The 23720-nt window shown below is 62.4% G+C and carries 20 protein-coding genes; 15 read left to right on the top strand and 5 right to left on the bottom strand.

Annotation, left to right across the window (positions count from 1 at the left end):
- Window positions 1–135: 135 nt before the first annotated feature.
- The 8 genes from SB753_RS27590 to SB753_RS27555 all read left to right on the top strand — a co-directional run bounded on the left by SB753_RS27590 (window position 136) and on the right by SB753_RS27555 (window position 11393).
- Window positions 136–1107, top strand: a complete 972-nt coding sequence (locus SB753_RS27590) for a phage tail tip lysozyme (RefSeq protein WP_410802866.1) — start codon at window positions 136–138, stop codon at window positions 1105–1107.
- Window positions 1108–1203: 96 nt separating this feature from the next.
- Entirely contained in the window at window positions 1204–1446 is a 243-nt protein-coding gene (locus SB753_RS27585; RefSeq protein WP_020070002.1) for an anti-sigma factor family protein, read from the top strand.
- A gap of 26 nt (window positions 1447–1472) precedes the next feature.
- Complete coding sequence (locus SB753_RS27580) at window positions 1473–3623, top strand: HrpF/NolX family T3SS translocon protein (RefSeq protein WP_410802864.1); 2151 nt, start codon at window positions 1473–1475, stop codon at window positions 3621–3623.
- A 42-nt stretch (window positions 3624–3665) separates the two neighbouring features.
- Window positions 3666–5042: a hypothetical protein gene (locus SB753_RS27575; RefSeq protein ID WP_410802862.1), complete on the top strand. Its 1377-nt coding sequence runs from the start codon at window positions 3666–3668 to the stop codon at window positions 5040–5042.
- A 109-nt stretch (window positions 5043–5151) separates the two neighbouring features.
- Window positions 5152–5901 (top strand): superoxide dismutase, encoded by a 750-nt coding sequence (locus SB753_RS27570; protein ID WP_087751660.1) that lies wholly within the window; start codon window positions 5152–5154, stop codon window positions 5899–5901.
- Between the two features lie 217 nt (window positions 5902–6118).
- On the top strand, window positions 6119–6826 hold the full coding sequence (gene imuA / locus SB753_RS27565) for a translesion DNA synthesis-associated protein ImuA (RefSeq protein ID WP_027779232.1): 708 nt from the start codon (window positions 6119–6121) through the stop codon (window positions 6824–6826).
- On the top strand, window positions 6756–8237 hold the full coding sequence (locus SB753_RS27560) for a Y-family DNA polymerase (protein ID WP_410802860.1): 1482 nt from the start codon (window positions 6756–6758) through the stop codon (window positions 8235–8237). The genes imuA and SB753_RS27560 overlap by 71 nt, the downstream gene beginning before the upstream one ends.
- Window positions 8238–8243: 6 nt before the next feature.
- Entirely contained in the window at window positions 8244–11393 is a 3150-nt protein-coding gene (locus tag SB753_RS27555) for an error-prone DNA polymerase (RefSeq protein WP_408476028.1), read from the top strand.
- 46 nt (window positions 11394–11439) lie between these two features.
- Here the strand turns inward: SB753_RS27555 and SB753_RS27550 are convergent, their stop codons facing one another.
- Together SB753_RS27550 and SB753_RS27545 are read right to left on the bottom strand one after the other, a co-directional pair.
- Window positions 11440–12360 (bottom strand): dTDP-4-dehydrorhamnose reductase family protein, encoded by a 921-nt coding sequence (locus tag SB753_RS27550; protein WP_410802858.1) that lies wholly within the window; start codon window positions 12358–12360, stop codon window positions 11440–11442.
- 14 nt (window positions 12361–12374) lie between these two features.
- Window positions 12375–12593, bottom strand: coding sequence for a heavy-metal-associated domain-containing protein (locus SB753_RS27545; protein WP_020069994.1), 219 nt, complete (start codon window positions 12591–12593; stop codon window positions 12375–12377).
- A 123-nt stretch (window positions 12594–12716) separates the two neighbouring features.
- On the opposite strand from SB753_RS27545, the gene cueR reads away from it, so the two are divergent.
- The 4 genes from cueR to SB753_RS27525 all read left to right on the top strand — a co-directional run bounded on the left by cueR (window position 12717) and on the right by SB753_RS27525 (window position 15454).
- The gene (cueR, locus tag SB753_RS27540) at window positions 12717–13169 is read left to right on the top strand and encodes a Cu(I)-responsive transcriptional regulator (RefSeq protein WP_408493011.1); all 453 of its coding nucleotides are present in this window, start codon (window positions 12717–12719) and stop codon (window positions 13167–13169) included.
- 273 nt (window positions 13170–13442) lie between these two features.
- Window positions 13443–13589, top strand: coding sequence for a DUF3563 family protein (locus SB753_RS27535; protein ID WP_020069992.1), 147 nt, complete (start codon window positions 13443–13445; stop codon window positions 13587–13589).
- Window positions 13590–13810: 221 nt separating this feature from the next.
- Window positions 13811–14188, top strand: coding sequence for a hypothetical protein (locus SB753_RS27530; RefSeq protein ID WP_410802856.1), 378 nt, complete (start codon window positions 13811–13813; stop codon window positions 14186–14188).
- 228 nt (window positions 14189–14416) lie between these two features.
- Window positions 14417–15454: an ABC transporter substrate-binding protein gene (locus tag SB753_RS27525; RefSeq protein WP_408417409.1), complete on the top strand. Its 1038-nt coding sequence runs from the start codon at window positions 14417–14419 to the stop codon at window positions 15452–15454.
- Between the two features lie 48 nt (window positions 15455–15502).
- Here the strand turns inward: SB753_RS27525 and SB753_RS27520 are convergent, their stop codons facing one another.
- Window positions 15503–16348 carry a 23S rRNA (adenine(2030)-N(6))-methyltransferase RlmJ gene (locus SB753_RS27520; RefSeq protein ID WP_410802914.1) on the bottom strand — a complete coding sequence of 282 codons (846 nt, stop codon included), beginning with the start codon at window positions 16346–16348 and terminating at the stop codon, window positions 15503–15505.
- A 260-nt stretch (window positions 16349–16608) separates the two neighbouring features.
- A complete protein-coding gene (locus SB753_RS27515) occupies window positions 16609–17580 on the bottom strand; it encodes a potassium channel beta subunit family protein (protein WP_410802854.1) in 972 nt (323 codons plus the stop codon).
- A 243-nt stretch (window positions 17581–17823) separates the two neighbouring features.
- Between SB753_RS27515 and SB753_RS27510 the strand changes: the two genes are divergently transcribed.
- On the top strand, window positions 17824–18621 hold the full coding sequence (locus SB753_RS27510) for a 3-hydroxybutyrate dehydrogenase (RefSeq protein WP_013587820.1): 798 nt from the start codon (window positions 17824–17826) through the stop codon (window positions 18619–18621).
- A gap of 10 nt (window positions 18622–18631) precedes the next feature.
- Complete coding sequence (locus SB753_RS27505; protein WP_020069987.1) at window positions 18632–19870, top strand: DUF3734 domain-containing protein; 1239 nt, start codon at window positions 18632–18634, stop codon at window positions 19868–19870.
- A 117-nt stretch (window positions 19871–19987) separates the two neighbouring features.
- On the opposite strand, the gene SB753_RS27500 is transcribed toward SB753_RS27505, so the two are convergent.
- Window positions 19988–21187, bottom strand: coding sequence for an amino acid aminotransferase (locus SB753_RS27500; RefSeq protein ID WP_410802852.1), 1200 nt, complete (start codon window positions 21185–21187; stop codon window positions 19988–19990).
- 335 nt (window positions 21188–21522) lie between these two features.
- On the opposite strand from SB753_RS27500, the gene uvrB reads away from it, so the two are divergent.
- Window positions 21523–23616 carry an excinuclease ABC subunit UvrB gene (gene uvrB / locus SB753_RS27495; RefSeq protein ID WP_310359419.1) on the top strand — a complete coding sequence of 698 codons (2094 nt, stop codon included), beginning with the start codon at window positions 21523–21525 and terminating at the stop codon, window positions 23614–23616.
- The last annotated feature ends 104 nt before the right edge of the window (window positions 23617–23720 follow it).

Genomic DNA, 23720 nt, shown 5'->3' with positions numbered 1-23720 from the left:
CGGGCGCGCAGGTTCGGCGCACTGCATGCGGCTTCGCACGCGCTACGCAACAGCGTGCGAGGGAAATCTATCTTGATGCAAACGCGGCGCTGTCGAGCGTCACGCGTCTGTCACTCATCGAGAGAAGAGAACGCCATGAATCCCATATCTACAGCGAGCGGTAATTACTTCGTCGGCACGTCGACAAACAGATTACCTAATGCCGACAACGATCGTTCGCACGGCTCGGACGTCAGCAATCTGCTGCGCGATATCGCCAACCTGCTCGACGGCGGCAATTCCGCGAGCAGTGCGGGCAGCAACGGCGCGGGCCAGGATGGCCAGGTCAACGACGTCGCGAAGTTCATGCAGGATCTGCTCGCATTGCTCAAGCAAAGCGACGACGCTCAGGATCAGGGTTCGGGCATGGCGGGGACCGGCGGGCATCACGGCGGGCATCATGTGTTGGCGGGGCTTGGCGCTGCGCATGGAGGCGGAGCGGGCCAGGCCGGGGCTTCAGCGCCCGCGGCTTCCGGCGGTGCGTCGTCTGCCGCGCCTGCCGCTGATTCCGCCGCGAGCGCAGCGGGTGCATCGGGTGCAGCGGGTGCATCGTCGAATGGCGGCAGCACCGGTCTCAGCACCGCGCCGCAAACCACTGCAAACACGCCTGCACAAAGCAAGCAGGTTGCTGACGCCTACATGGCCAATTTGCAGAAAGACTTCGGGCTGACGAAGGACCAGGCGGCCGGCGTCGTCGCGAATCTGTGGCATGAGAGCGGGGGTATGAACTCCGGCATCAACCAGGGCGGCGCGATCGGCAAGCCGAGCGGCAACATGGCCGACGACAACGCCAACGGCTACGGAATCGCGCAGTGGGGCGGCTCGCGCAAGCAAGGTCTGCTTGACTTCGCGGCAAGCCAGAAGCCGCCGCTCGATCCGTCGAGCCAGGCCGCCAACTACGGCTTCCTCAAGCAGGAACTGGAAACGACACAACGCGGCGCGATCGACGCGGTGAAGAACGCGAAGACGCCGCAAGCCGCGACCGAGGCGTTTTCCGACGCGTTCGAGCATCCAAGCGATCCGCAGATGGCGTCGCGGCTTGCGAATCTTTCGACGATTCTGGCGTAACGGTCTCGCCGCGCGGCAACGCAGTCGGGACGGCAGCGGGGCTGAGCGGCCGGCGCTTGCCAATCCCGCTATTTCGGTCCGACCTGGAACGGCGCTATGTATGCAAGTGAGTTGCTGCTGATGTCTTATCTGGACGGCCAATTGTCCGCGGACGCTTCGTACGCGTTCGAAATCACGCTGCAACTGCGCCCCGCGCTTCAGACGCGGGCGGCGGCGCTGCGAAGACAGTATGAAGCGTTGCAGGCGGCTTTTGCACGCCAGCATCTGCCGCCAATGTCCGCGAACGTCGCGCGGCGAATCGAACTGCTTGTTCGCGGTGCGGGCAAGTCCGGCCAATAACCCGAAATCATCAAGGAAAGCTAACAATGAATATGCGCGTACTGACGCAAACCACGCCGCTGCAGGCCAACACCGCGAGCGATGTCGGCACGCCCGAAGCGGCGGCGCTGAGAAACGGCGCGCCGGCCGACACGCAGGACGCCGGTTCGGCGGAAATGCAGGCATTGTTCAGCGCGATGCTGACGGGTTTGAAGCATGCGTCGTCGGCTGGAGGCAAGGCGCCTGGCGCCCCTGACGGCCAGACCGTGCCGCGTGGACTCGTGCTGCGCAATCTCGCGCAAGCGGGCGGCGCTCCGCCGAATGCGAGCGGACCCATGTTGCGCAATGCGATGCAACCGGCGGACGGTCAGCGCGCCGACGCTGCCGGCGATGACAGCGGCGCGGCCGCGCCCGTCGCCGCGCAGCCCGAGCCTGCCAATACAGCGGCGGCCGACGCCGACGCGAGCGCGTCCCCGGCATCGCCCGCACCCACGCCGGAAGAACAGCAGGCTCAGCAACTCGCCCAACAGCGCTCGAACACGTTGAGCGTGCTCGACGCGCACTCGAAGGAACTGGGCACGATGAGCTTCTCCGATCTCGACAAGAAGATCGACGATCCGAAGACGCCGCCCGACCTGAAGCAGGCGCTGCAATCGCTGAAGAACGATCCCGACTTGCAGAAGCAACTCGACGGCGCGTTGAACGGCAAGTCGGACGGCAAGTTCATCGCAGGCGACATAAAGCGCACGCTCGCGGACCAGCAACTGGCCGCGTCGCCGGATCGTGCAAACGCGCTCAACGTGTTGCAGCGTCACGAGGGCGAACTCGGCACGCTCAAGTTCTCGGATCTCGACAAGAAGATCAACGATCCGAAAACGCCGCCCGATCTGAAGGCGGCATTGCAAACGGTAAAGAACGATCCCGGCTTGCAGCAGATGCTGGACTCGGGCAAGAACGGCAAGACGGACGGCAAGTTCAGTGGCGGCGACGTGAAAGCGCTTTCGAACTCGCCCACGTTGATCGCGATGAACCAGAAGCAGGCCAGTTCGTTCGAGAAGAACTACATTCCGTCGGACGACACCAGCGGCGCGAAGCAGGGCCGCCCCATGACCGCTAACGACGCCGAGCGCGAGCTGTACCGCTATTCCGACAACCTGCCCGACCCGGTGACGAAGGACTCGTTGCAGCAGATCGTCGACGGAACGGGCAGCGAGGGCAAGCGCCCGCCTCAAGTGATCGCGGCTGCCCAGTATTACCTCGATCATCCGGACGACTGGCAGAAGCTCGCAGGCAACGCCGACGGCAAGGTCAAACGCGGCAAGCTGGAAGACGCAATTTCATCGAACGTCGAATTGAATGCAGACGAAACCGCCACCGTGAAAACGATGCAGGCGAATTCCGACGCGTTCTTCAAGGACGGCAACCTCACGCGGGACAAGCTCAAGAGCTTGTCGAACGATCCGAACCCCGACGTCGCGAAAGCCGCGAAGCAGCTGCTCAACGATCCGATGCTGTTCGGCATGATGGACAACGCGCTGCACGGCAATAGCGGCTCGTTTTTCCACGCCGCCGACGACGGCAAGATTTCGAAAAAGGACTTCGACAAATTCACCTCGACGATGAACAAAACGCCCGCGCCGACCTACGCGACTCAGGCGCCGTCGAGCGCGGAGGACGCGAGCGCAGTCGCCGCGATGCAGGACGGCGAAGCCGACCAGCCGGACACGAAGGCAAAGAAGGGCGGCCAGTTCCAGGACTTCCTGCACGGACTCCTCACGATCGCCTCGAAGATCGAGGGTGTTGTGTCGAAGGTGCTCGGCGTGATCGCCGATCTCAAGATTCCGCTTATCAGCCAGCTGGCGGCAGCGGGCTCGGTTGGCGCGCAGGCGCTTTCGAGCGGCTACGAACTCGCCGACACCGCGCTCGAAGGCGGCGACATGAAGCAGGCCGGCATCAAGGCCGGCTTCGATGTGGGCGGCGCGGCCCTCGGCGCGCTGACCGTGCCGGGTGCGGGCACGGCGCTCAAGGGCGCGGAGTCGGCGGCACTGAACGCGGCGTATCAGGCCAACAAAGGTGTGATCAACAAAACGGCCGCGAAGGAAGCAGGCAAGCAGATCGCCAAGGACGGGGCGAAGGAAGTCGCCGGAACCGAGTACGACGATCACAAGGACGATTTGAATCTTCCGGGCGCGGCCTGATAAAGCGATGCACCGCGAGATCACGCGGATTGGAGAAAGACGATGCTGAAAGGGATTCCCTTGGATCACAGGGTGCCCGACGGGCGGGCGAACAGTAGTGCGGCCACTAATGCGAACGCTAATGCGACCGGTGAGGTGACGGATAAAGCGGCCGGTGACAGACCGCTTGCGCAGTCGTCAGGAGCGAAGCCGCGCAGTGCGCGCGAGCCGTCGGCGGCGCTGGCAAATTTGCCGGATAAAAGCAACGGGCCACCTGGGCCGCTTAAAGTACGGGCGTCGAAGTCCGGGCCGCGCATCGAGCCCGACGACAACGCGCAGTTGCTCCACGAGCAGATAACCGGCGCTGTGAAGTCCGGCGGACTTCGTGCGTGGAGCTTGCAGACCCAGGGCGGCGCCCCGAAGGTCGCGCCAGAAGACGTTGCGGAGCAGTGGAAATACTCGACGAATGACTCCGATAGTCAACGGACTTCGACGCGACTCGCGGGCTTCATTCTGGACGGGAATCCGAAGTTGCACGGAACCGAGTTGCAGGCCGTTGCGTCCCGTGCGAGCAATCGCATTGTGATGTCGATGAACAATGGCGAAGCGAACGAGAAGCTCCAGAGGCGTTACGGCGATGCAGCCAGGCTCAGGGACCATCTCGGCGAATTCATTGCCGAAAAACTTCGTACTGCGCCGCAAAGCGGCGCTTCGCCGTCGCTCAATACAGACGACAAGCTGCGCCGCGCGCAGAAGCTGTTCAACTGGCTCGGCGAAAATCCCGATGTCGTCCTGACCGTGACCGACAACCCGTCCCGGCACCACGCCGAGATCAGTGTGAGGCTGACGATCGAAAAGGACTATCCCGAGATGTTGAAGGAAGGTCGCGCCGCGGGTTCCAAGCCGCCGTGCCTTGGTTGCGTCTTGTGGTTCAACGACCGCGACGAGCTGACGGAATATCAGGACGAAGAGCAAAAGGTCCCCGCAGGTCCGCTGTTTCTCACGCCCGATAGTGGCTTGCGCACGCAGTTCGCGACACACGGGGTCGAGCCGATGGGTGCTGTGACGCCCGCTGTCATCGGCGAGGTCGCGGATACTGTCAAGCGCCAGGTGTCCGGTCTGAAGCTCGACATACGTCCGGTAACGAGTGGCAGAACCGACAACATCCCGCGCTCGCCGACAGACGACGAACCGGACACGGCGGATTACACGAAGGCGTTCGAATTCGGCAAGCCGCTCTTCGAGCAGAAGCTCGCTGCGAAGCAGAAGGTCCATGCGAAGCAGAAGCGCGTTTTGAATCAGCGGAACGACGCGAAGCAGAAGACCGAAGCGAAGCAGCAGATCGACACGAAGCAGAAGATCGACACGAAGCAGAAGACCGAAGCGAAGCAGCAGAGCGACGCGCCGCAAGGCTCCGGATCGTCCCAATCGTCCCGTTAGAAGCGGGCAAATAATTCCCCGCCGCGATGGAATAGCCAGATAGCGTGGAATGTTGTGTGAGTGCGGCGGACATCATGAGCGCCGCGCCACATTACTGGGGATTTCAACCATGCTCAAATCGTCTTTGTCGCGCCGTCGTCTGATGGCAACCGGATCGCTGGCGTCAGTCGGTGTGCTGCTTTCGAAGATGTCATTCGGCGCGAGCACGCAGGCCGCTACAACGGCTGCAAGCTCGCGTGGGGTGCCGGCGTATCTCGGCGCGTCGCCGCAAACTCTGCCGCCGTTGCCGTGGGCGGACAACGCGCTCGAACCGGTTATCTCGGCGCGTACGATCGGGATTCACTACGGCAAACATCATCGTGCGTACTTCGACAATCTGCACAAGCTGCTGGCCGGCACGCCGCTCGCCAATGCGTCGCTCGAAGAGCTGATCATGCAGTCGCACGATCAGCCGGCGCTCGTCGACGTGTTCAACAACGCAGCGCAGGCGTGGAATCACAATTTCTACTGGAACTCGCTCAGTCCGGATGCGAGCGCGCCGAGCGAGAAGCTGCAGGCGGCGATCCAGCGCAAGTTCGGCTCCACGGAAGCGTTGACCAAAGCATTGGTGGCCACTTCGGCGTCGCAATTCGGCAGCGGCTGGGGATGGCTGGTGGTCGATCGAGGCGAACTCGCGGTGGTGAAGACGAGCAATGCGGAAACCCCGTTCACGCGCGGTCAGGTGCCGCTGTTGACGGTGGATGTGTGGGAGCACGCCTATTACCTCGATTATCAGAATCGCCGGCCGGATTACCTGGTCGCGACCGTGTCGCGTCATTTGAACTGGGCGTTTGCTTCGGCGAATCTGGATCGGGTTTGATCCCAACGCTTGAGCCCGTTCATTGAGATTCAGACCGCACATCGCCCCAATGGCGGTGTGCGTCGGGAAGTGCCTGCTGTATGGCGTTTTCTCTGGAATGGATGCCCCATGAGTTTGGGCGCAGACCTGTTCCTCTATTCGCTCCCAAAAAAAGTGCCTTTTCCCCGTCGCGAAAATCCGTGTAGGATACTGTACATCCATACAGGTTTTTTCGTCCATGACTGCCTCTTCTCCACCGCCCGAAGCGATACACCCGTCCCTGTGGCGGGCGTCCCAGCTTGCGCGCGGCCGGGGGCAGGTGGTCGACACCGGCTATCCGGCGCTATCGGCTGAACTGCCCGGTGGCGGCTGGCCAGTGGGCGCACTGGTCGACCTGCTCGTGCAGCAGCCGGGTGTAGGCGAACTGCGACTGCTACGCCCGGCGCTCAGTGCAGCGGGCAACCGGCCCATTGCGTTCGTCCAGCCCCCGCATACACCGGACGGCCTCGGGCTCAGCTATATCGGCTTGTCGCTTGAGCAGGTGCTGCGCGTCAAGGCGCAGAAAACGGCGGACGCATTGTGGTCGGCAGAACAGATTCTGCGTGCCGGCAGTTGCGGTGCGCTGATTTTCTGGGCGCAGTATGCGCAGGCTTCGTCGCTTCGGCGCCTGCATCTGGCGGCGCAGTCGTCGGAGACACTTTTCGTCATGGTGCGGCCGCTTGCGAGTGCTCAGGACGCGTCGCCGGCGCTATTGCGGCTGGCGCTCAAACCATCTGCCGACGGCCTGACCGTCGACATCGTGAAACGACGAGGGCCCTCGCGCGCGGAGCCCCTGTCGATTCCCCTTCAACCCACTCCTGTTCTGCTGTCACGACATGCGCGTCTTCCTCGCCGTTCACCTGCCGAAGTTGCCGCTCGAAGTTTTCAGGCCGAAGTGGTCGCCTGAGCCCGCTCACGGCAGTGTCGTGCTCGAGAAGGACAAGGTCGTGATTGCGGACAGCGTCGCGCGCGCGGCCGGAGTGAGGCTCGGCATGAAACGCGGTGGCGTGCTCACGCTGTCGCCCGAGACGGACATGCACGAACGCGACTTCGCCCGCGAGCAGTCCGCACAACGCGAGGTCGGCGTGGCGCTAATGCGCTTTTCGCCCGAAGTCGCGCTGCTCGATGAAGCGACCGTCGTCGTGGAAATAGGCGCGAGCCTGCGCCTCTTTGGCGGACTGCTTGCGCTGTGCCGCGAGGCAAAGGCGCTGCTTGCCACGCTCGGTCTCACCGCGCGCGTGAGCGCCGCGCCGACCGGCCAGGGCGCGTGGCTACTGGCGCGATATGCGAAGGGGCGGGGCGCGCGGCGCGTGCTGAAGCTGTCCACGCTCGAGCAGCGCCTCGCCGCGCTGCCCATGATCGCGGTCCCCGAGGTGCGCGAGTTCGCCGACTGGTTCGCGGGGCTCGGCTGCGAAACCATCGCCGACATTCGCCGGCTGCCGCGCGCCGGGTTGCAGCGGCGCTGCGGAGAACACCTGCTCGATTCGCTCGACCGCGCATTCGGCACCGCGCCGGAACTCTTCGACTGGCTCGAACTGCCGCCCACGTTTTCCGCGCGCATCGAAATGCCCGACCGGCTCGAACATGCGGACGGCGCCGTGTTCGGCGCGCATCGGCTGATCGTGCAGTTGTGCGGCTGGCTCTGCGCAAAGCAGTTGGCGGTTACCGCAATACGTTTGTTGCTGGAGCACGAGCGGGGGCGCGACGCCATTGAACCCACCACCATCGACATTGCCCTCGGGGAGCCAACGTGGCGTGAAGAACACCTGGTGAGGCTGCTGAAGGAGCGCTTGCATCGCATCGAGCTCACCGCGCCGGTTATCGCATTGCGTCTGGATGCCTCGAAAGTGGAGTCCGCTGCGCCGGCTTCCGATACGCTTTTTCCCGAGCCCGGCGGCTCAAAGGAAGATCATGCACGGCTACTCGAACTGCTGGTCGCGCGGCTGGGTGACGAGAACGTGCTGCGGCCCGCGCCGAGCCCCGACCATCGGCCGGAAGTCGCCAACTGCTGGGTGCCGGTGACGCAACCGGTGAGGCCCGCAGTCATACCGGAAGGCTTGCCGAGGCCCACGTGGATGCTCGATACGCCGGTGCGCTTGATAATGCGCCAGCATCGTCCGTTCTATGGCTCGCCGCTGCGCATGGTGTCGCCGGGGGAGCGTATCGAGGCGGGCTGGTTCGACGGCGAACTCGTGACGCGCGACTACTTCGTCGCTCAGGCCGACGACCAGAGCTGCTACTGGATTTACCGCGAACGTGTCAGCAGCCGCGACGCCGAAGAAGACCAGCGGTGGTTCCTTCATGGCCTTTTCGGATGACGCGCCATGGATGCCACCTTCAGCATGCTGCCGGCGTATGCCGAGCTTTTCTGCCTCTCCAATTTTTCGTTTCTGCGTGGCGCGTCGCACGCCGAGGAACTCGCTGAGCGCGCCGGGCAACTGGGCTACTCGGCGCTTGCCATTACCGACGAGTGCTCGCTTGCCGGTGTGGTGCGCGCGCATGTCGCGGCGAAAGAAGCGAAGCTGCCGTTTATCGTCGGCTCCTACTTTCGTCTGGTGAACGCCGACGGCTCGCCGGCATTCGGACTCATCCTGCTGGCGAAAAATCGCGAGGGCTACGGCAATCTGTCCGAACTCATCACGCTGGCGCGTACACGCGCGCCGAAGGGCGAATACCGGCTCACGCCGCAGGACCTGTCGCGACCGGAGAAGGAATACCGGCACCTGCTGGGCCTGCCGGACTGCCTGGCCATTCTCGTGCCGACCTTCCCGGCAAAAGAAGATGTGCTCGATGCCCAGGTCGAATGGCTGGACGAGACCTTTCCCGCTCGCGCGTGGGTGGGCCTCGTGCTTCATCAGCGGGCGATGGACGACATTCACCGCGGCGCGGTCGAATTCGTCGCGCGCAACCGGGACGTGCCGGTGGTCGCACTCGGCGAAGTGGTCATGCACGTGCGTTCAAGAAAACCGCTGCAGGACACGATAACCGCCATTCGCGTCGGCAAGCCGGTTCATGAATGCGGATACGAGCTTGCGCCGAATGCGGAGCAGCACCTGCGCTCGCGGCTGCGGCTGGCCAATCTGTATTCGCCGGAGGCACTTGCCGCGACAGTCGACATCGCCGCGCGCTGCACCTTCTCGCTCGACGAACTGCGCTACGAGTATCCCGACGAACTGATACCGCCTGGCTTCACGCCGACTGCCTATCTCCGGCAGGAGACGTACATCGGCGCGCAACGGCGCTTTCCGTCGGGCATTCCGCACCACGTGCAGGAGCAGATCGAGCACGAGCTTGAACTGATTGCCGACCTGCAATATGAACCGTACTTCCTGACGGTCTACGACCTGGTCCGCTTTGCGCGCAGTCAGCACATTCTGTGTCAGGGACGCGGATCGGCGGCCAATTCGGCTGTCTGCTATTGCCTCGGCGTGACGGAAGTCGACCCCGCGCGCGGCAACATGCTTTTCGAGCGCTTCATCTCGAAAGAGCGTGGGGAGCCGCCTGACATCGACGTCGACTTCGAGCATCAGCGGCGCGAAGAAGTGATTCAGTACATCTATCGCAAGTACGGTCGCGACCGCGCGGCGATTGCCGCTGCGGTCTCGACGTATCGTGCGCGTGGCGTCTTGCGCGAAACGGGTAAGGCGCTCGGTGTCGATATGCAGATAGTCGATGCGGTTGCCAAGTCGCATCACTGGTTCGATAACAGTGCGGACCTGCTGAAGCGCTTCGAGGAATGCGGGCTGAACCCGCAAACGCCGCTCATCCGCGCGTGGGCCACGCTCGCCGCGCAACTGTATGGTTTTCCGCGGCATCTGTCGCAGCATTCGGGCGGGTTCGTCATCAGCCGGGGCAAGCTCACGCGCCTCGTTCCCGTTGAGAACGCCGCGATGGCAGAGCGCAGCGTCATCCAATGGGACAAGGACGACCTCGAATCGCTGGGGCTGCTCAAGATCGACGTGCTTGCGCTCGGCATGCTGTCGGCCATTCGGCGCACGCTCGACCTCGTGTCGGAGCAGCGCGGCGAGCGCTTCGAGATGCAGGACATTCCCTCAGAAGACGATGCAACCTACGACATGATTTCCGCCGCCGACACGGTGGGCGTCTTCCAGATCGAGTCGCGCGCACAGATGTCGATGCTGCCGCGTATGCGGCCTCGGACGTTCTACGACCTGGTGATCGAAGTGGCCATCGTGCGGCCGGGTCCGATTCAGGGTGGTGCGGTTCATCCTTATCTGCGCCGTCGCCAGGGCTTTGAGCCGGTCACCTATCCGAGCAAGGATTTGGAGACCGCGCTGGGCCGCACGCTCGGTGTGCCGATTTTTCAGGAGCAGGTGATGCAGGTCGCGATTCTCGCCGCGGGCTTTACGGCGGGCGAGGCCGACCAGTTGCGGCGCGCAATGGCGGCGTGGAAACGCAAGGGTGGTCTCGGCAAATACTATGACCGCATTGTGCTCGGCATGCAGGAGCGGGGCTATGACCTTGCGTTTGCGGAAGCCATCTTCGAACAGATAAAAGGTTTTGGCGAATATGGTTTTCCGGAGAGTCATGCCGCGAGTTTCGCGCTGCTCGTGTATGCGAGCAGCTGGCTCAAATGCCATGAACCCGAGGCATTTCTGGCCGCCATGCTCAACAGCCAGCCCATGGGCTTCTACTCGCCATCGCAACTCGTGCAGGACGCGCAACGGCATGGTGTCAGCGTACTGCCAGTCGATGTGACTATCAGTGGGTGGAACTCGTCTCTTGAGCGTATTGCGGATGCCGCACGGCCTGCGGTGCGTCTGGGCCTGTCGCTGCTACGTGGCATGAAGGAAGGCACAGCCGAGCGGATTGAGAATGCGCGTGCGGTGCGCCCGTTCGCAAGCGCGAAAGACCTCGCGCGTCGCGCGGCGCTCGATCGCCGGGACCTGCATATCCTGGCGGACGCCAATGCGCTGGTCTCGCTTGCCGGCAACCGGCGCGAGGCGCTCTGGCAGTCGGTCGCTGCCGTGCCGGACAAGGACATGCTTGCAATCGCGGCCGTCGAGGACGAAACGCCCGAACTCGGCGCGCCCTCCGAAGCACACGACATCGTTGCGGATTACCGCTCAGTGGGTCTGACGCTCGGGCGCCATCCGCTGGAACTGTTACGCCCGCAGTTGCTTGCAAACCGGTTGATGCCGGCTGCGACGCTGCGCACTTATCGCGACGGCCGGCTTGCGCGAGGCTGCGGTCTCGTCACCGTGCGGCAGCGTCCCGGCACCGCGAAAGGCGTGGTGTTCGTGACGATCGAAGACGAAACGGGCAACGTGAACGTCATCGTGTGGCCAAGCCTGCTCGAGAAGCAACGCAAGGAAGCGCTCAGTGCGTCGCTGCTGGCTGTGTATGGAGTATGGCAATGCCAGGGCGAGGTCCGGCATCTGGTGGCACAACGGCTCGTCGATATGTCGCATCTGCTGGGCGGGCTGCATTCCGTTAGCAGGAATTTTTGCTGAGACGTTGGTGCGCTTCGAGCGGTCGTCAACGTTCAGCGCATCCGGTTCAGGCGGATGTATCGCCGCGCCACGGAAAGGCGGCCAACACCTCGCGTATCGCCATATCGAACGGCGTGCGGCGGCCGATCCCGAGTTGCTCCAGCCGGTCCGACGCCAGGTGGCAATTATGCGGACGCGGCGTCGCATCGGCCGGCGTGTGTTGCGGCACGAGCCGCGCGTCGAGTTGCAGCGCTTGCGCGAGGCGCATGGCGATCTCGTACTTGGTCATCGGTTCGTCGCCCGACCATTGCACGATGCCGCGAATCGCGTCACCCGCGGCGTGACGCTCGAGCATCTGCCGGATCACAAACGCGACGTCCGGCGTGAAGGTCGGATAGCGGATCGCCCATGCGTCCATGTTGGCCGCCTGGCCCTGCGCCGATGCCGACGCGGCAATGGCCGGCACGAGACTCGTCACGGCGGATTCCGACCAATCGACAATCGGCCCGTACAGCAGCGGCAAGCGCAGCACGCAGCCCAGGTCGGTCGTGTCGGTCAACGCCTGCTCGCCGTCCAGCTTGCTGCGCCCATATGCATTGAGCGGCGCCGGTGCGGAATCCGGCCGATAGGGCGGATGAGTGCCGTCGAAAACGTAATCGGTGGAAATCGACAGCGTCCACGCGCCTCGCCGATGCGCGGCGGCGGCGATCGCGCGCACGGCATCCACATTGAGCGCGCGGGCCACTTCCGGCTGACGCTCGCACACATCCGGCCGACGCTCGGCGGCGGCAATCACGAGCGCATCCGGCGCTTCGCGCTCGACAAACTGCTCGACTGCCCGCGGATCCCGGACATCGAGCGTGACGGTGTTCGGCATTGGCCGGCTGAAGGCAGTGCCGACGACTTGCCAGGCCGGCTGAGCCGCCAGTTCGTCGACGACAGCGCGACCGAGCAGGCCAGACGCTCCTATGACTGCGACCTTGAACATGATCCGCGTTCCCCTTAACTCGCTGCGCTGGGCGACACGCCTTTGACCGTGTAGCCGGCCTCGTCGATCGCGGCTTTCAAAGCGTCGACCGATTGCGTCGACTCGACCGCGACCCGGCCCGCCGCGAGATCTACCTGCACTTGCGCGGCTTCGTCGTGCTCGCGAATAGCGTTGGTGACTGCCGCAACACAATGCTGGCAGCTCATGCCTTCAACCTGGAATTCGGTTTTCATCGGAATTGCCTCGGGGAAATGTCGGTTGCGATGATTGAATTATGCCTTCCCGACCAGATTTAGGTGACTGACCTTCCCATCATGGGAAGGTGTACGATCGACGCATTGAGTGGGGAAACAGTGATGAACATTGGTGAAGCGGCCCGCGCGTCGGGCGTCACGGCGAAAATGATTCGCTACTACGAAAGCGTCGGCTTGCTCGCGGCGAAATCCCGTACGACTGCCGGCTATCGCGTCTACGGTCCGCAGGAGGTGCATTCACTGCGCTTCATTCGCCGGGCGCGTCGACTGGGCTTTCTTGTGGAAGACATCCGGCGGCTGCTCGCGCTGTGGCACGACCGCACGCGCGCGAGTGCCGAAGTGAAGGCAATCGCGCTGGACCACGTGGCCGAACTCGATCGGCGCATCGCCGAACTCACCGATATGCGCGACACGCTGGCGCATCTTGCCAACCATTGTCACGGCGACGATCGTCCGGAATGTCCGATTATCGAGGGGCTTGCGGACGCAGGCATGGTTTCGGCGGAGAGCGGGAACGCTTGCAAGGGGCTTTCGAAGGCGGACGTTAGCGTGTAGCGCTGCGGGCAGGCGATTCGTTGCTTCCCGCACATAATTGGTGCATCAAGGGAGTCTATCTCATACTTTTTGGTCTACGGGCGTTTCTGCCTTTCAATCAAATCAACGTGCTTTATGCACCTAGGGAGTGCGTCATTCCATTTTGGAATGCACATCATGCGAGCATTTCACTGGCGCGGTTGCACCATCAGCCTATAATCCGGGTTAACCCTTTTACGGGAAATCCCTGATGCCCGATCCACCGGGGATTCAATCTGATCCTTGGAGAACATCATGTTTGCATACGTCCTTGAAAAACTGAGCACCTGGTTTGAAACTGCAGAGCGCGACCGCCGTGAAGCGTATCTGGCTTCGTCGTCGGATATCGTCCAGCTCGAACAGCGCATCCGCTCGCTCGAAGCCAACGGCTATTCGCTGTAAGTTTTTAGGCGAGCGTCTTTTGCCGCCACAGTAGTTCAGAAGTAGCTGTTAAGTGTGAGCCCCGTCTTTTGCGGGGCTTTGTCACATCTGGGCGCCGCGTTGTCCTCAAGGCGTCACAAAGCTCGAGATGGCGAATATCGACTAGCGGCCAAGTCCGCGTCGCGGTAAGGTAAGGCGTTTTTCAGCGCAATCCGGCCTTCGCGGCTCAACCGGTCCGCCCCATGTCTTCGACCCAATCGTTCAAATTTTCTCTGACCGCCATTGCAGTTTTGTTTGCCACGGCTTGCGCCGTGTCGAGCGCGTCTGCTGCATCGAGCAATAGCCGCAAGCCTGTGATCCTCGACTCGCAGAATGGAATCAGCGACGGGCAGAGCGGAACCGTCCTGCAGACAGCGCCGCTGTCGCGGCAACCCATCGTCGAAGCACAACCTATCGCTACGCCTACCGAACTGGCGCCGAATTCGTCTGTGCCGATCGTCGTCGCGCCGTATATCCAGTTGCCCGTCGGCGGCGGTGGTGTCGCACCGCAACCTCAACCGTACCCTCAGCCGTATCCTCAACCTTATCCCGTGCCTCGGCCCGCTCCGCGTCCGCAATAGCCGACTCGCGCCGATCCTGTTCGTAGCTTGCTGCCCAGACGTCCGCGCGAGACGCGGCGCAGCGGATTTGCGCGCCCGCGCCCGGCCATTCGGGTTTGGGCGCATGGCGCGCCACCAGTCGGGCGACGACAATCCTCAAGCGGTCTCTGCCGCAAAGTCGCGCCGATGGCGCCCACACGGGCGGCCGGCAACCAGATTGAACGAGAACATACAAAAAGGAGACGTCAAATGCCCAATCACTGGATGCGGCGTGCCGCCGTTTGCGCCACGTTGTTCGCCGTTGTCGCACTTCACGGCGTGGCGTCCGCGAAAGACGTCCCCGAAAAGCCGGCTTTGACAATGGCCGTTGGCGGTCTGCCGGGTCTTTACTACTTGCCGGTGCTCACGGCCCAGCAGTTGGGCTATTTCAAGGACGAGGGTCTCGAGGTCACGCTCGAAGACTTCGCGGGCGGTTCCAAAGCACTCGAAGCAGTAGTGGGCGGCAGCGCGGATATCGGCGCCGGGGCATTCGAGCACACACTATTCATGCAGGCGAAGGGGCAACGCTACCGGGCTTTTGCGTTGATGGGCCGCGCGCCGCAGATCGTCGTTGCCGTATTGACGTCGAAGGCAGACAAGATCAAGACGCTTGCCGATTTCAAAGGCGCAAAGGTCGGCGTGAGCGCGCCGGGGTCATCGACCGATCTCGTGCTGACTGTCGCCTTGCGCAAGGCCGGCGTGCAGAGAAGCGACATTGCGGCGATCGGTGTAGGCAGCGGCGCAACGGTGCTCGCGGCAGTGAGCAACGGTCAGATCGACGCGCTATCCAACGTCGATCCGATGATGACGAAGCTCACACGCGGCGGCGCAATCAAGGTGCTGGTGGATACGCGCACCGTGAAAGGTACGCAGGAAGTGTTCGGCGGAACGATGCCGGCGGCCACACTCTATGCGTCGGAGAGTTTTATTCAGAAGTACCCGAAGACGACGCAGGCGCTCGCCAATGCTATCGTGCGTGCGGATCACTGGCTGCAGACCGCGAGCGATGCCGATCTGCTGAAGATGGTGCCGCCGGCCTATCTGCTCAACGACTCGTCGCTCTATGTCGAGGCGTTCCACAATGTGCGGGACGCTTATTCGCCAGATGGCCTGATGCCCGCCGACGGCCCGGAGACTTCGTTGCGCGCACTGGCGTCGTTCGATAATCGGCTCGATCCGAAAAAGATCGACCTGAACGCGACGTATACCAACGACTTCGCCCGCAAGGCCGCGGCACAACTCAAGTAACAGCGTGGCGAGGGCGCGCTATTCGACTATGCGCGGCCTCCCCCGGCGTCAATCGCCGCGGTATTCGACCTTGAACTGCGCGGCCTTGTCCTCACCGAGCGCTTTGACCAGCCAGGGCATCTGGTCCTTCAGCAGCTTCGGCAGCGTGTACGGCGGATTCAGGATGAACATGCCGCTGCCATAAAGCCCGAATCCGTCCGTGGGCGGACTGCTCACTGTGAGGCTGACGTGCAGCCAGTTGCGCTCCTGCAGCTTTTTCAACTGGTCGGGAAAGCGTTGCGATTCGAGGCGCTTCACTTGCGGATACCAGACCGCGTAGGTACCGGTGGGGAAGCGCTTCAGGCTCTCTTCGACGCACCGCAGCGTGCGCGTGTAGTCGCGCTTGTCCTCATACGAAGGATCGAGCAGTATCAGCGCGCGGCGCGGCGCTGGCGGGAGCAGTGCGAGAATGCCGTCGAAACCGTCGCCCGCGTACAGCATCGCGCGACGGCCCGCATCGCGAAAGTTGTGACGCAGCACGTCGATCTCAGTGGTGTGCAACTCGAATAAACGCATACGGTCCTGCTCGCGCATCTGGCGCCAGGCGATATACGGCGAGCCGGGATAGAAGCGCAACTGGCCGTCGGGATTGAGCGCGGCGACTTCATCGACATAGTCGGAGAAGAGCGACGGGAGATCGTTGCGCTCCCACAGCCTGGCGATGCCTGTCTGAAACTCGCCGGTCTTGACAGCATAGCCTTCCTGCAGCGAATAGACGCCCGCGCCGGCATGCGTGTCGATATACCAGTAGGCCTTGTCCTTCTGACCGAGGTAGCGCAATAGCTGCAACAAGACCGCGTGTTTGAGAACGTCGGCGTGGTTGCCTGCATGAAAGGCGTGGCGATAGCTGAGCATGATGAGGAGATGCAGAAAGAGGGCGCGCCGTTCCAGGCTGGAGTCGACGATGCGGATGCATTGCGGCGGCACGCCGGCACAGAACGCCGATGTGCCGCGCGGTCGCGTATTGTACGCGACGCCGCTCGCGGCGCCGTGAGTTGCGGCGGTGCTGCCGTGCGCGTTGTCGGATTGCGCGGTACCCTGCGCGACTACCACCACGACTGGGACCACGGCCACAATCTTGCCGCGGCCGTACCCAGACGTCCGACAGAGCGGCGTTAGTCGTACACGTCTCCGAAAATACCTTCGATTCTCTCCTTGATCTCCGGCGTGATCTGCTCGGCGACCTCAGCGGATTTCATATTCTCGCTAATCTGCTCGACGCGCGACGCGCCTGTAATCACCGTGCTGACATGCGGGTTCTTGAGAATCCATGCAATCGCAAGCTGGCCGACGGTGCAGCCCAGTTCGTCGGCTACTTCGCCGAGCTTGCCGACCACATTGTTTTTGCCTGCGTCGGTAACCTGTTTGCGCAGCCAGTCGTAGCCCTGCAACTGGGCGCGGCTGTCGGCAGGCACGCCGTTGCGATACTTGCCGGTGAGCAGGCCGGACGCGAGCGGGCTCCAGGTAGTCAGACCGAGACCGATATCTTCGTAGAGACGCTTGTATTCCTGTTCGACGCGCTTGCGGTGAAACAGGTTGTACTGCGGCTGTTCCATGACCGGCCTATGCAGATGGTGCCGCTCCGCGATGTCATAAGCGGCGCGGATTTCGTCGGCGCTCCACTCGGACGTGCCCCAGTACAAGGCTTTGCCGCGTGTGATCATGTCGCTCATTGCCCATACGGTTTCCTCGACGGGTGTGTTCGGGTCTGGCCGATGGCAGAAGACCAGATCGACATAGTCGAGTTGCAGACGCTTGAGCGACGAGTCGATTGCGTTCAGCAGATATTTGCGGTTCAGCGTGTGGTACTGATTGGGCGCTTCTTCGAGCCCCCAGAAGAATTTCGTCGACACGACGTAGCTCACGCGTGGCCATGCCAGTTCCTTGAGCGCCTGGCCCATGATTTCTTCCGACTTGCCGCCTGCGTACACCTCCGCGTTGTCGAAGAAATTGACCCCCGCATCGCGCGCGGCAGCGAGCGATTCACGCGCCGCGCGATGGTCGACCTGATTGCCGTACGTAACCCACGAGCCGATGGACAACTCGCTGACCTGCAGTCCCGAGCGGCCTAGACGCCGATAATTCATGCAATTCTCCTCGATAGTGAAGCGACCGGAATCCTGCCAGAACGCCTAGTTTAAATAGATAAGCCGGGGCGTGCTTTTTACCGATCGATTCCACACGGTTCATGCACAATAGCAGCATTGGCCGCAGTGCAACATCGGCCGAACGGTATAGGACAGTGCCTATGCGCGCCTATGCCATTCGGTCTACTTCTCGCTGCGCGCGGCTCGTGGTCTCATTGCTCATCAACTGCATGGAGGTTCTGGATGTCGTCACTGAACACAAATCTGAATGGCAAGGTCGCGGTCGTCACCGGCGCGGCGAGCGGCATCGGCAAGCAGATTGCGTTGACCCTTTCGGCTGCGGGCGCCGCTGTCGCAATTGCCGACCTGAACCAGGACGGCGCGAATGCCGTCGCTGAAGAAATTACGAAGGGCGGGGGCAAGGCAATCGGCATCGCCATGGACGTCACCAACGAAGACGCGGTGAACCAGGGCATCGACAAAGTGGCGGCAGAGCTCGGTTCGGTCGACATCCTCATTTCCAATGCCGGCATTCAGATCGTCAATCCGATTGAAAACTACTCGTTTTCCGACTGGAAGAAGATGCAAGCCATTCACGTGGACGGGGCGTTCCTGACCACGAAGGCGGCGCTCAAGCACATGTACAAGGACGATCGCGGCGGCATCGTGATCTACATGGGCTCGGTTCACTCGCATGAGGCGTCGCCGCTCAAGTCCGCCTACGTGACGGCCAAGCATGCGCTACTCGGTCTCGCTCGCGTGCTCGCCAAGGAAGGCGCGAAACACAATGTGCGCTCGCACGTCGTGTGTCCGGGTTTCGTGCGTACGCCGCTCGTCGACAAGCAGATTCCGGAGCAGGCGAAGGAACTGAACATCAGCGAAGAAGAAGTGGTCAAGCGCGTCATGCTGGGCGGTACGGTCGACGGCATTTTCACCACGGTGGAAGACGTCGCGCAAACCGTCCTGTTCCTGTCGACTTTCCCCACCGCTGCACTGACGGGCCAATCGTTTATCGTAAGTCACGGCTGGTACATGCAATAAGGAGGTGCGCATGGCGCAACGCAATCTCAAACGGGCTCGCGTCGGCGCGGCCGGTAATGAGGAAGGCGCAGGCGCCAGCGCGGCGTCTGCGTCGGCCCGCGGCAAGCGTGTGCAATTGCCCGCCTATGAAACCATCGCGCTCACACTGCAGGGTGGCGGCGCGCTGGGCGCATATCAGGCCGGCGTTTTTCAGGGGCTTCATGAAGCAGGCGTCGAGCCGAACTGGCTGGCAGGCATTTCTATCGGCGCGTTGAATACGGCGATCATCGCCGGCAATCCGCCCGAAAAGCGGGTCGAACGGCTGCTGCAATTCTGGGAAACCATCTGCCAGCCCGCATTCGGTCTACCGTTGCCCGCTTTTATCGAGCACGCGTTCTTCAATTCGAGCGACGCAGTGCGTAAAGCTTTCACGGCAACACAGGCCGTTGGCGCGCTCGTGGAAGGGCAGAAGGGCTTCTTCGTGCCGCGCTTTCCGCCGCCTTTGCCGACCGTGTCGGGACCGCCTCAAGCGGCCAGCTACTACGACACCGCGCCGCTTAAAGCGACGTTGGAAAGTCTGTGCGACTTCGACCGCATCAACTCGCGGGAAATGCGCGTGTCCGTGGGCGCCGTCAATTGCGGCACGGGGAATTTTGCGTACTTCGACAACACGCAGACCACGCTGAGGGCTGAGCACTTCATGGCATCCGGTGCTTTGCCGCCCGGCTTTGCTGCTGTGGAAATCGACGGCCAGTATTACTGGGACGGCGGCTTGATGTCGAACACGCCGCTCTACGAGGTGATTCAAACCACGCCGCGGCGCGACACGCTGGCGTTCCAGGTCGATCTGTGGAGCGCGATCGGGCCGGTGCCCGACAACATCACCGACGTGCAGGGGCGCATGAAAGACATTCAATATTCGAGCCGCACGCGTCTTGTGACCGACATGCTGCAACGCTCACAGCGTTTCCGGCACGTGCTGCGCGAGGTGCTGGACCGGGTCTCGCCGGACCAGCGCGACGATCCATGGTGCAAGCTGGCTGAAGACCTGTCGTGCTCGAAGCGCTACAACGTGATTCATCTCATCTACAGGCAAAAAGAATACGAAGGGCACTACAAGGACTTCCAGTTTGGCCTCTCGACCATGCGGGAGCACTGGGAAAGCGGACTGGCAGATATCCGCCATTCGCTTTCGCAGCCGGATTGGCTTGCCATGCCGGATAACGACGCGGGCTTCGTCACGCACGACATTCATCGCGACTCGCGCTGACACCATCCGCCAACGCGGAGTCCAGAAACGAGAACGGCGCCCTCAAAGGGGCGCCGTTTTCACATTCGGCTTCAACCGAATCAACCAGAGCGCGCGGGATCGCGCGCCTTGAACCCTTTACTTCAACACGTGGGCAATCGCGTTGGCTACCACGTCGAGGTTGCGCGTATTCAATGCAGCGACGCAAATGCGGCCCGTGCTGACAGCGTAAATGCCGAACTCTTCGCGCAGACGATCCACTTGCGGCGCGGTCAGGCCTGAGTACGAGAACATGCCGCGCTGCGCATTCACGAAGCTGAAGTCGCGATCCACGCCGCTTGCCTTCAGGCGTTCGACGAGGCCATTGCGCATTGCGCGAATCCGGTCACGCATCCCCGCGAGTTCCGTTTCCCACGTGGCACGCAGTTCCGGCGACGCGAGCACCGCGGCGACCACCGAGCCGCCATGCGTCGGCGGGTTCGAGTAGTTCGTTCGGATCACGCGCTTGAGTTGCGACAGCACGCGAGTAGCTTCTTCCTTGCTGCCCGTGATGATGGACAGCGCGCCGATACGCTCCCCGTACAGCGAGAACGACTTGGAGAACGACGACGAGACGAACACGTTCAGTTCGGAGGCCGCGAAGAGTCGCACGGCCGCTGCGTCCGCTTCGATGTTGTCGCCAAAGCCCTGATAGGCGATGTCGAGGAACGGCACCAGATTGCGCGCCTTGACGACATCGACGATCTGTTTCCATTGGTCGACGGTCAGATCCACGCCCGTCGGGTTATGGCAGCATGCGTGCAACACGACAACCGTGCCCGCTGCGTAGCTGTTCAGCGCGCTCAGCATGCCGTCGAAATTGACGCCGTGAGTGTGCGCGTCGTAATACGGATACGACACGACTTCGAAGCCCGCGGCTTCGAACAGTGCGCGGTGGTTTTCCCAGCTCGGGTCGCTGATCGCGACCTTGGCGCTGGGGTTCAGACGCTTCAGGAAGTCCGCGCCGATCTTCAGCGCGCCCGTGCCGCCCAGTGCTTGCGCCGTCACGACGCGGCCCGCGGCGATCAGCGGCGAATCGTTGCCGAGCAGCAGCTTTTGCACGGCTGCGTCGTAGGCGGCAATGCCTTCGATAGGCAGATAGCCGCGCGGCAACGCGGCTTCGACACGTGCCTTCTCCGCGTCGCGCACGGCGCGCAGCAGCGGAATCTTGCCTTCTTCGTTGAAATACACGCCAACGCCGAGGTTGACTTTGGTGGGGCGCGTGTCGGCGTTGAAGGCTTCGTTCAGGCCCAGAATCGGGTCGCGGGGAGCAAGTTCGACGGCGGAGAACAGAGACATGGTGGATGGGCAGCAGTAGTGAAAAGAGGGCAGCTACGAGCATGCGCGACCGTGCCGACTGCGTTTCATGCAAAACGCAAACGCCGGATGATGCAGAACGCGGACAGCCGCAAGCGAGCGCAACTTCGCATTGTAACGAATATACGAACGTTTTTCGGACGAAAACCCCCTTGGCGGACTTATTTGCTTGAAAAACGGGCAGGCCGTCGCTAAATGTCTAAAACCGCCCGCATCACTCAGCGCTGCCAGCCTACGCAGATCCGCTTGGTCCGTCGCCGGTCCATCTCGATGCAACCCGTTAGAATAGTTTTTTGCCCAAGGCCGCTGCCGCCCCCATGTCCGAACAACATTTGACCGAAGCCGACGACGCGCTCGACGAATCCCGATTCGTCCGCTTCGAAGGCTCGCCGTTCCAGCTTTATCAGCCCTATCCGCCTGCCGGCGACCAGCCAACGGCGATCGAGACGCTCGTCGAAGGCGTCGAGGACGGCCTCTCGTTCCAGACGCTGCTCGGCGTGACGGGGTCGGGCAAGACCTTCACGATGGCCAACACGATCGCGCGGCTCGGCCGTCCGGCCATCGTGTTCGCGCCGAACAAGACGCTCGCTGCGCAGCTTTACTCGGAATTCCGCGAGTTCTTTCCGCGCAATGCGGTCGAGTACTTCGTTTCGTACTACGACTACTATCAGCCGGAAGCCTACGTGCCGCAGCGCGACCTGTTCATCGAGAAAGACTCGTCGATCAACGAACACATCGAGCAGATGCGCCTGTCGGCCACGAAAAGCCTGATGGAGCGGCGCGACGTGGTGATTGTCGCGACCGTGTCGGCTATTTACGGCATCGGTAATCCGTCCGAATACCACCAGATGATTCTCACGCTGCGCACGGGCGACAAGCTCGGCCAGCGCGACATCATCGCGCGGCTCATCGCGATGCAGTACAACCGCAACGAGGCGGACTTCCAGCGCGGCTCGTTCCGCGTCCGAGGCGATACCATCGACATCTTCCCGGCCGAACACGCGGAAATGGCGGTGCGTGTGGAATTATTCGACGACGAAGTCGAAACGTTGCAACTCTTCGACCCGCTCACCGGACGGGTGCGTCAGAAAATTCCGCGTTTTACCGTCTATCCGTCGTCGCATTACGTGACGCCGCGCGACACCGTCGTGCGCGCGGTCGAAACGATCAAGGCCGAACTGCGCGAGCGGCTGGAATTCTTCTATAGCGAAGGCAAGCTGGTCGAAGCACAACGGCTCGAACAGCGCACCCGGTTCGACCTGGAGATGCTGCAGGAGCTCGGTTTCTGCAAGGGCATCGAGAATTATTCGCGGCACTTTTCGGGCGCGGCGCCCGGCGAGCCGCCGCCCACGCTGGTCGATTACCTGCCGTCGGACGCCATCATGCTGCTCGACGAATCGCACGTGCTGATCGGCCAGCTGAACGGCATGTACAACGGCGACCGGGCGCGCAAGGAAAACCTGGTGGACTACGGTTTCCGTCTGCCTTCCGCGCTGGACAACCGGCCGCTGAAATTCAACGAGTTCGAGCGCAAGATGCGCCAGGTCGTGTTCGTGTCGGCCACGCCGGCAGATTACGAAAAAAAGACCTCGGGTCAGGTTGCGGAGCAGCTCGTGCGTCCGACCGGCCTCGTCGATCCGGAAATCGAGGTGCGGCCCGCGCGCAGCCAGGTCGACGACGTGCTCGCCGAAATCAACGAGCGCGTCAAGGCGGGCGATCGCGTGCTGGTGACCGTACTGACCAAGCGCATGGCCGAGCAATTGACGGAGTTTCTCAGCGACCATGGTGTCAAGGTGCGCTATCTGCATAGCGACATCGACACGGTGGAGCGCGTCGAGATCATCCGCGACTTGCGGCTCGGCACTTTCGACGTGCTCGTCGGTATCAACCTGCTGCGCGAAGGTCTGGATATTCCCGAAGTGTCGCTCGTCGCGATTCTCGACGCGGACAAGGAAGGCTTTCTGCGCGCCGAACGCTCGCTGATTCAGACCATCGGCCGGGCGGCGCGCAACGTGAACGGCAAGGCCATTCTGTATGCGGACAAGGTGACGGATTCAATGCGCCGCGCCATTGACGAGACCGAGCGGCGGCGCGCCAAGCAGATTGCGTTCAACCTCGAACGCGGTATTACGCCGCGCGGCGTGGTGAAGCGCATCCGCGACATTATCGACGGCGTGTACAACGTCGACGACGCCCGCGCCGAGCTGAAGGAACAGCAGACGCGCGCCAAATTCGAGGACATGTCCGAAAAGCAGCTTGCCAAGGAGCTCAAGCGCCTCGAAAAACAGATGATGGAGCACGCGAAAAACCTCGAGTTCGAGAAGGCCGCGCAAACGCGCGACCAGCTGGCGTTGCTGCGTCAGCGCGTGTTCGGGGCGAATGTCGGCGACCACGTCTCGGGCGTCGACTAAATCGGCAGGACCATGCAGCGAAGATGCAGCGTGGTTCTAGCGCAAAGGGCGCGGCAATGTGCCGCGCTTCTTTTTGCCGGTACGCGGACGAGACCGTAAAGGGA

This window comes from Paraburkholderia sp. SIMBA_053, assembly GCF_046534895.1.
Lineage (GTDB): Bacteria > Pseudomonadota > Gammaproteobacteria > Burkholderiales > Burkholderiaceae > Paraburkholderia > Paraburkholderia caledonica.
Note: the sequence above shows the minus strand (reverse complement) of the source record. Positions and strands in the feature narration are given on the sequence as shown.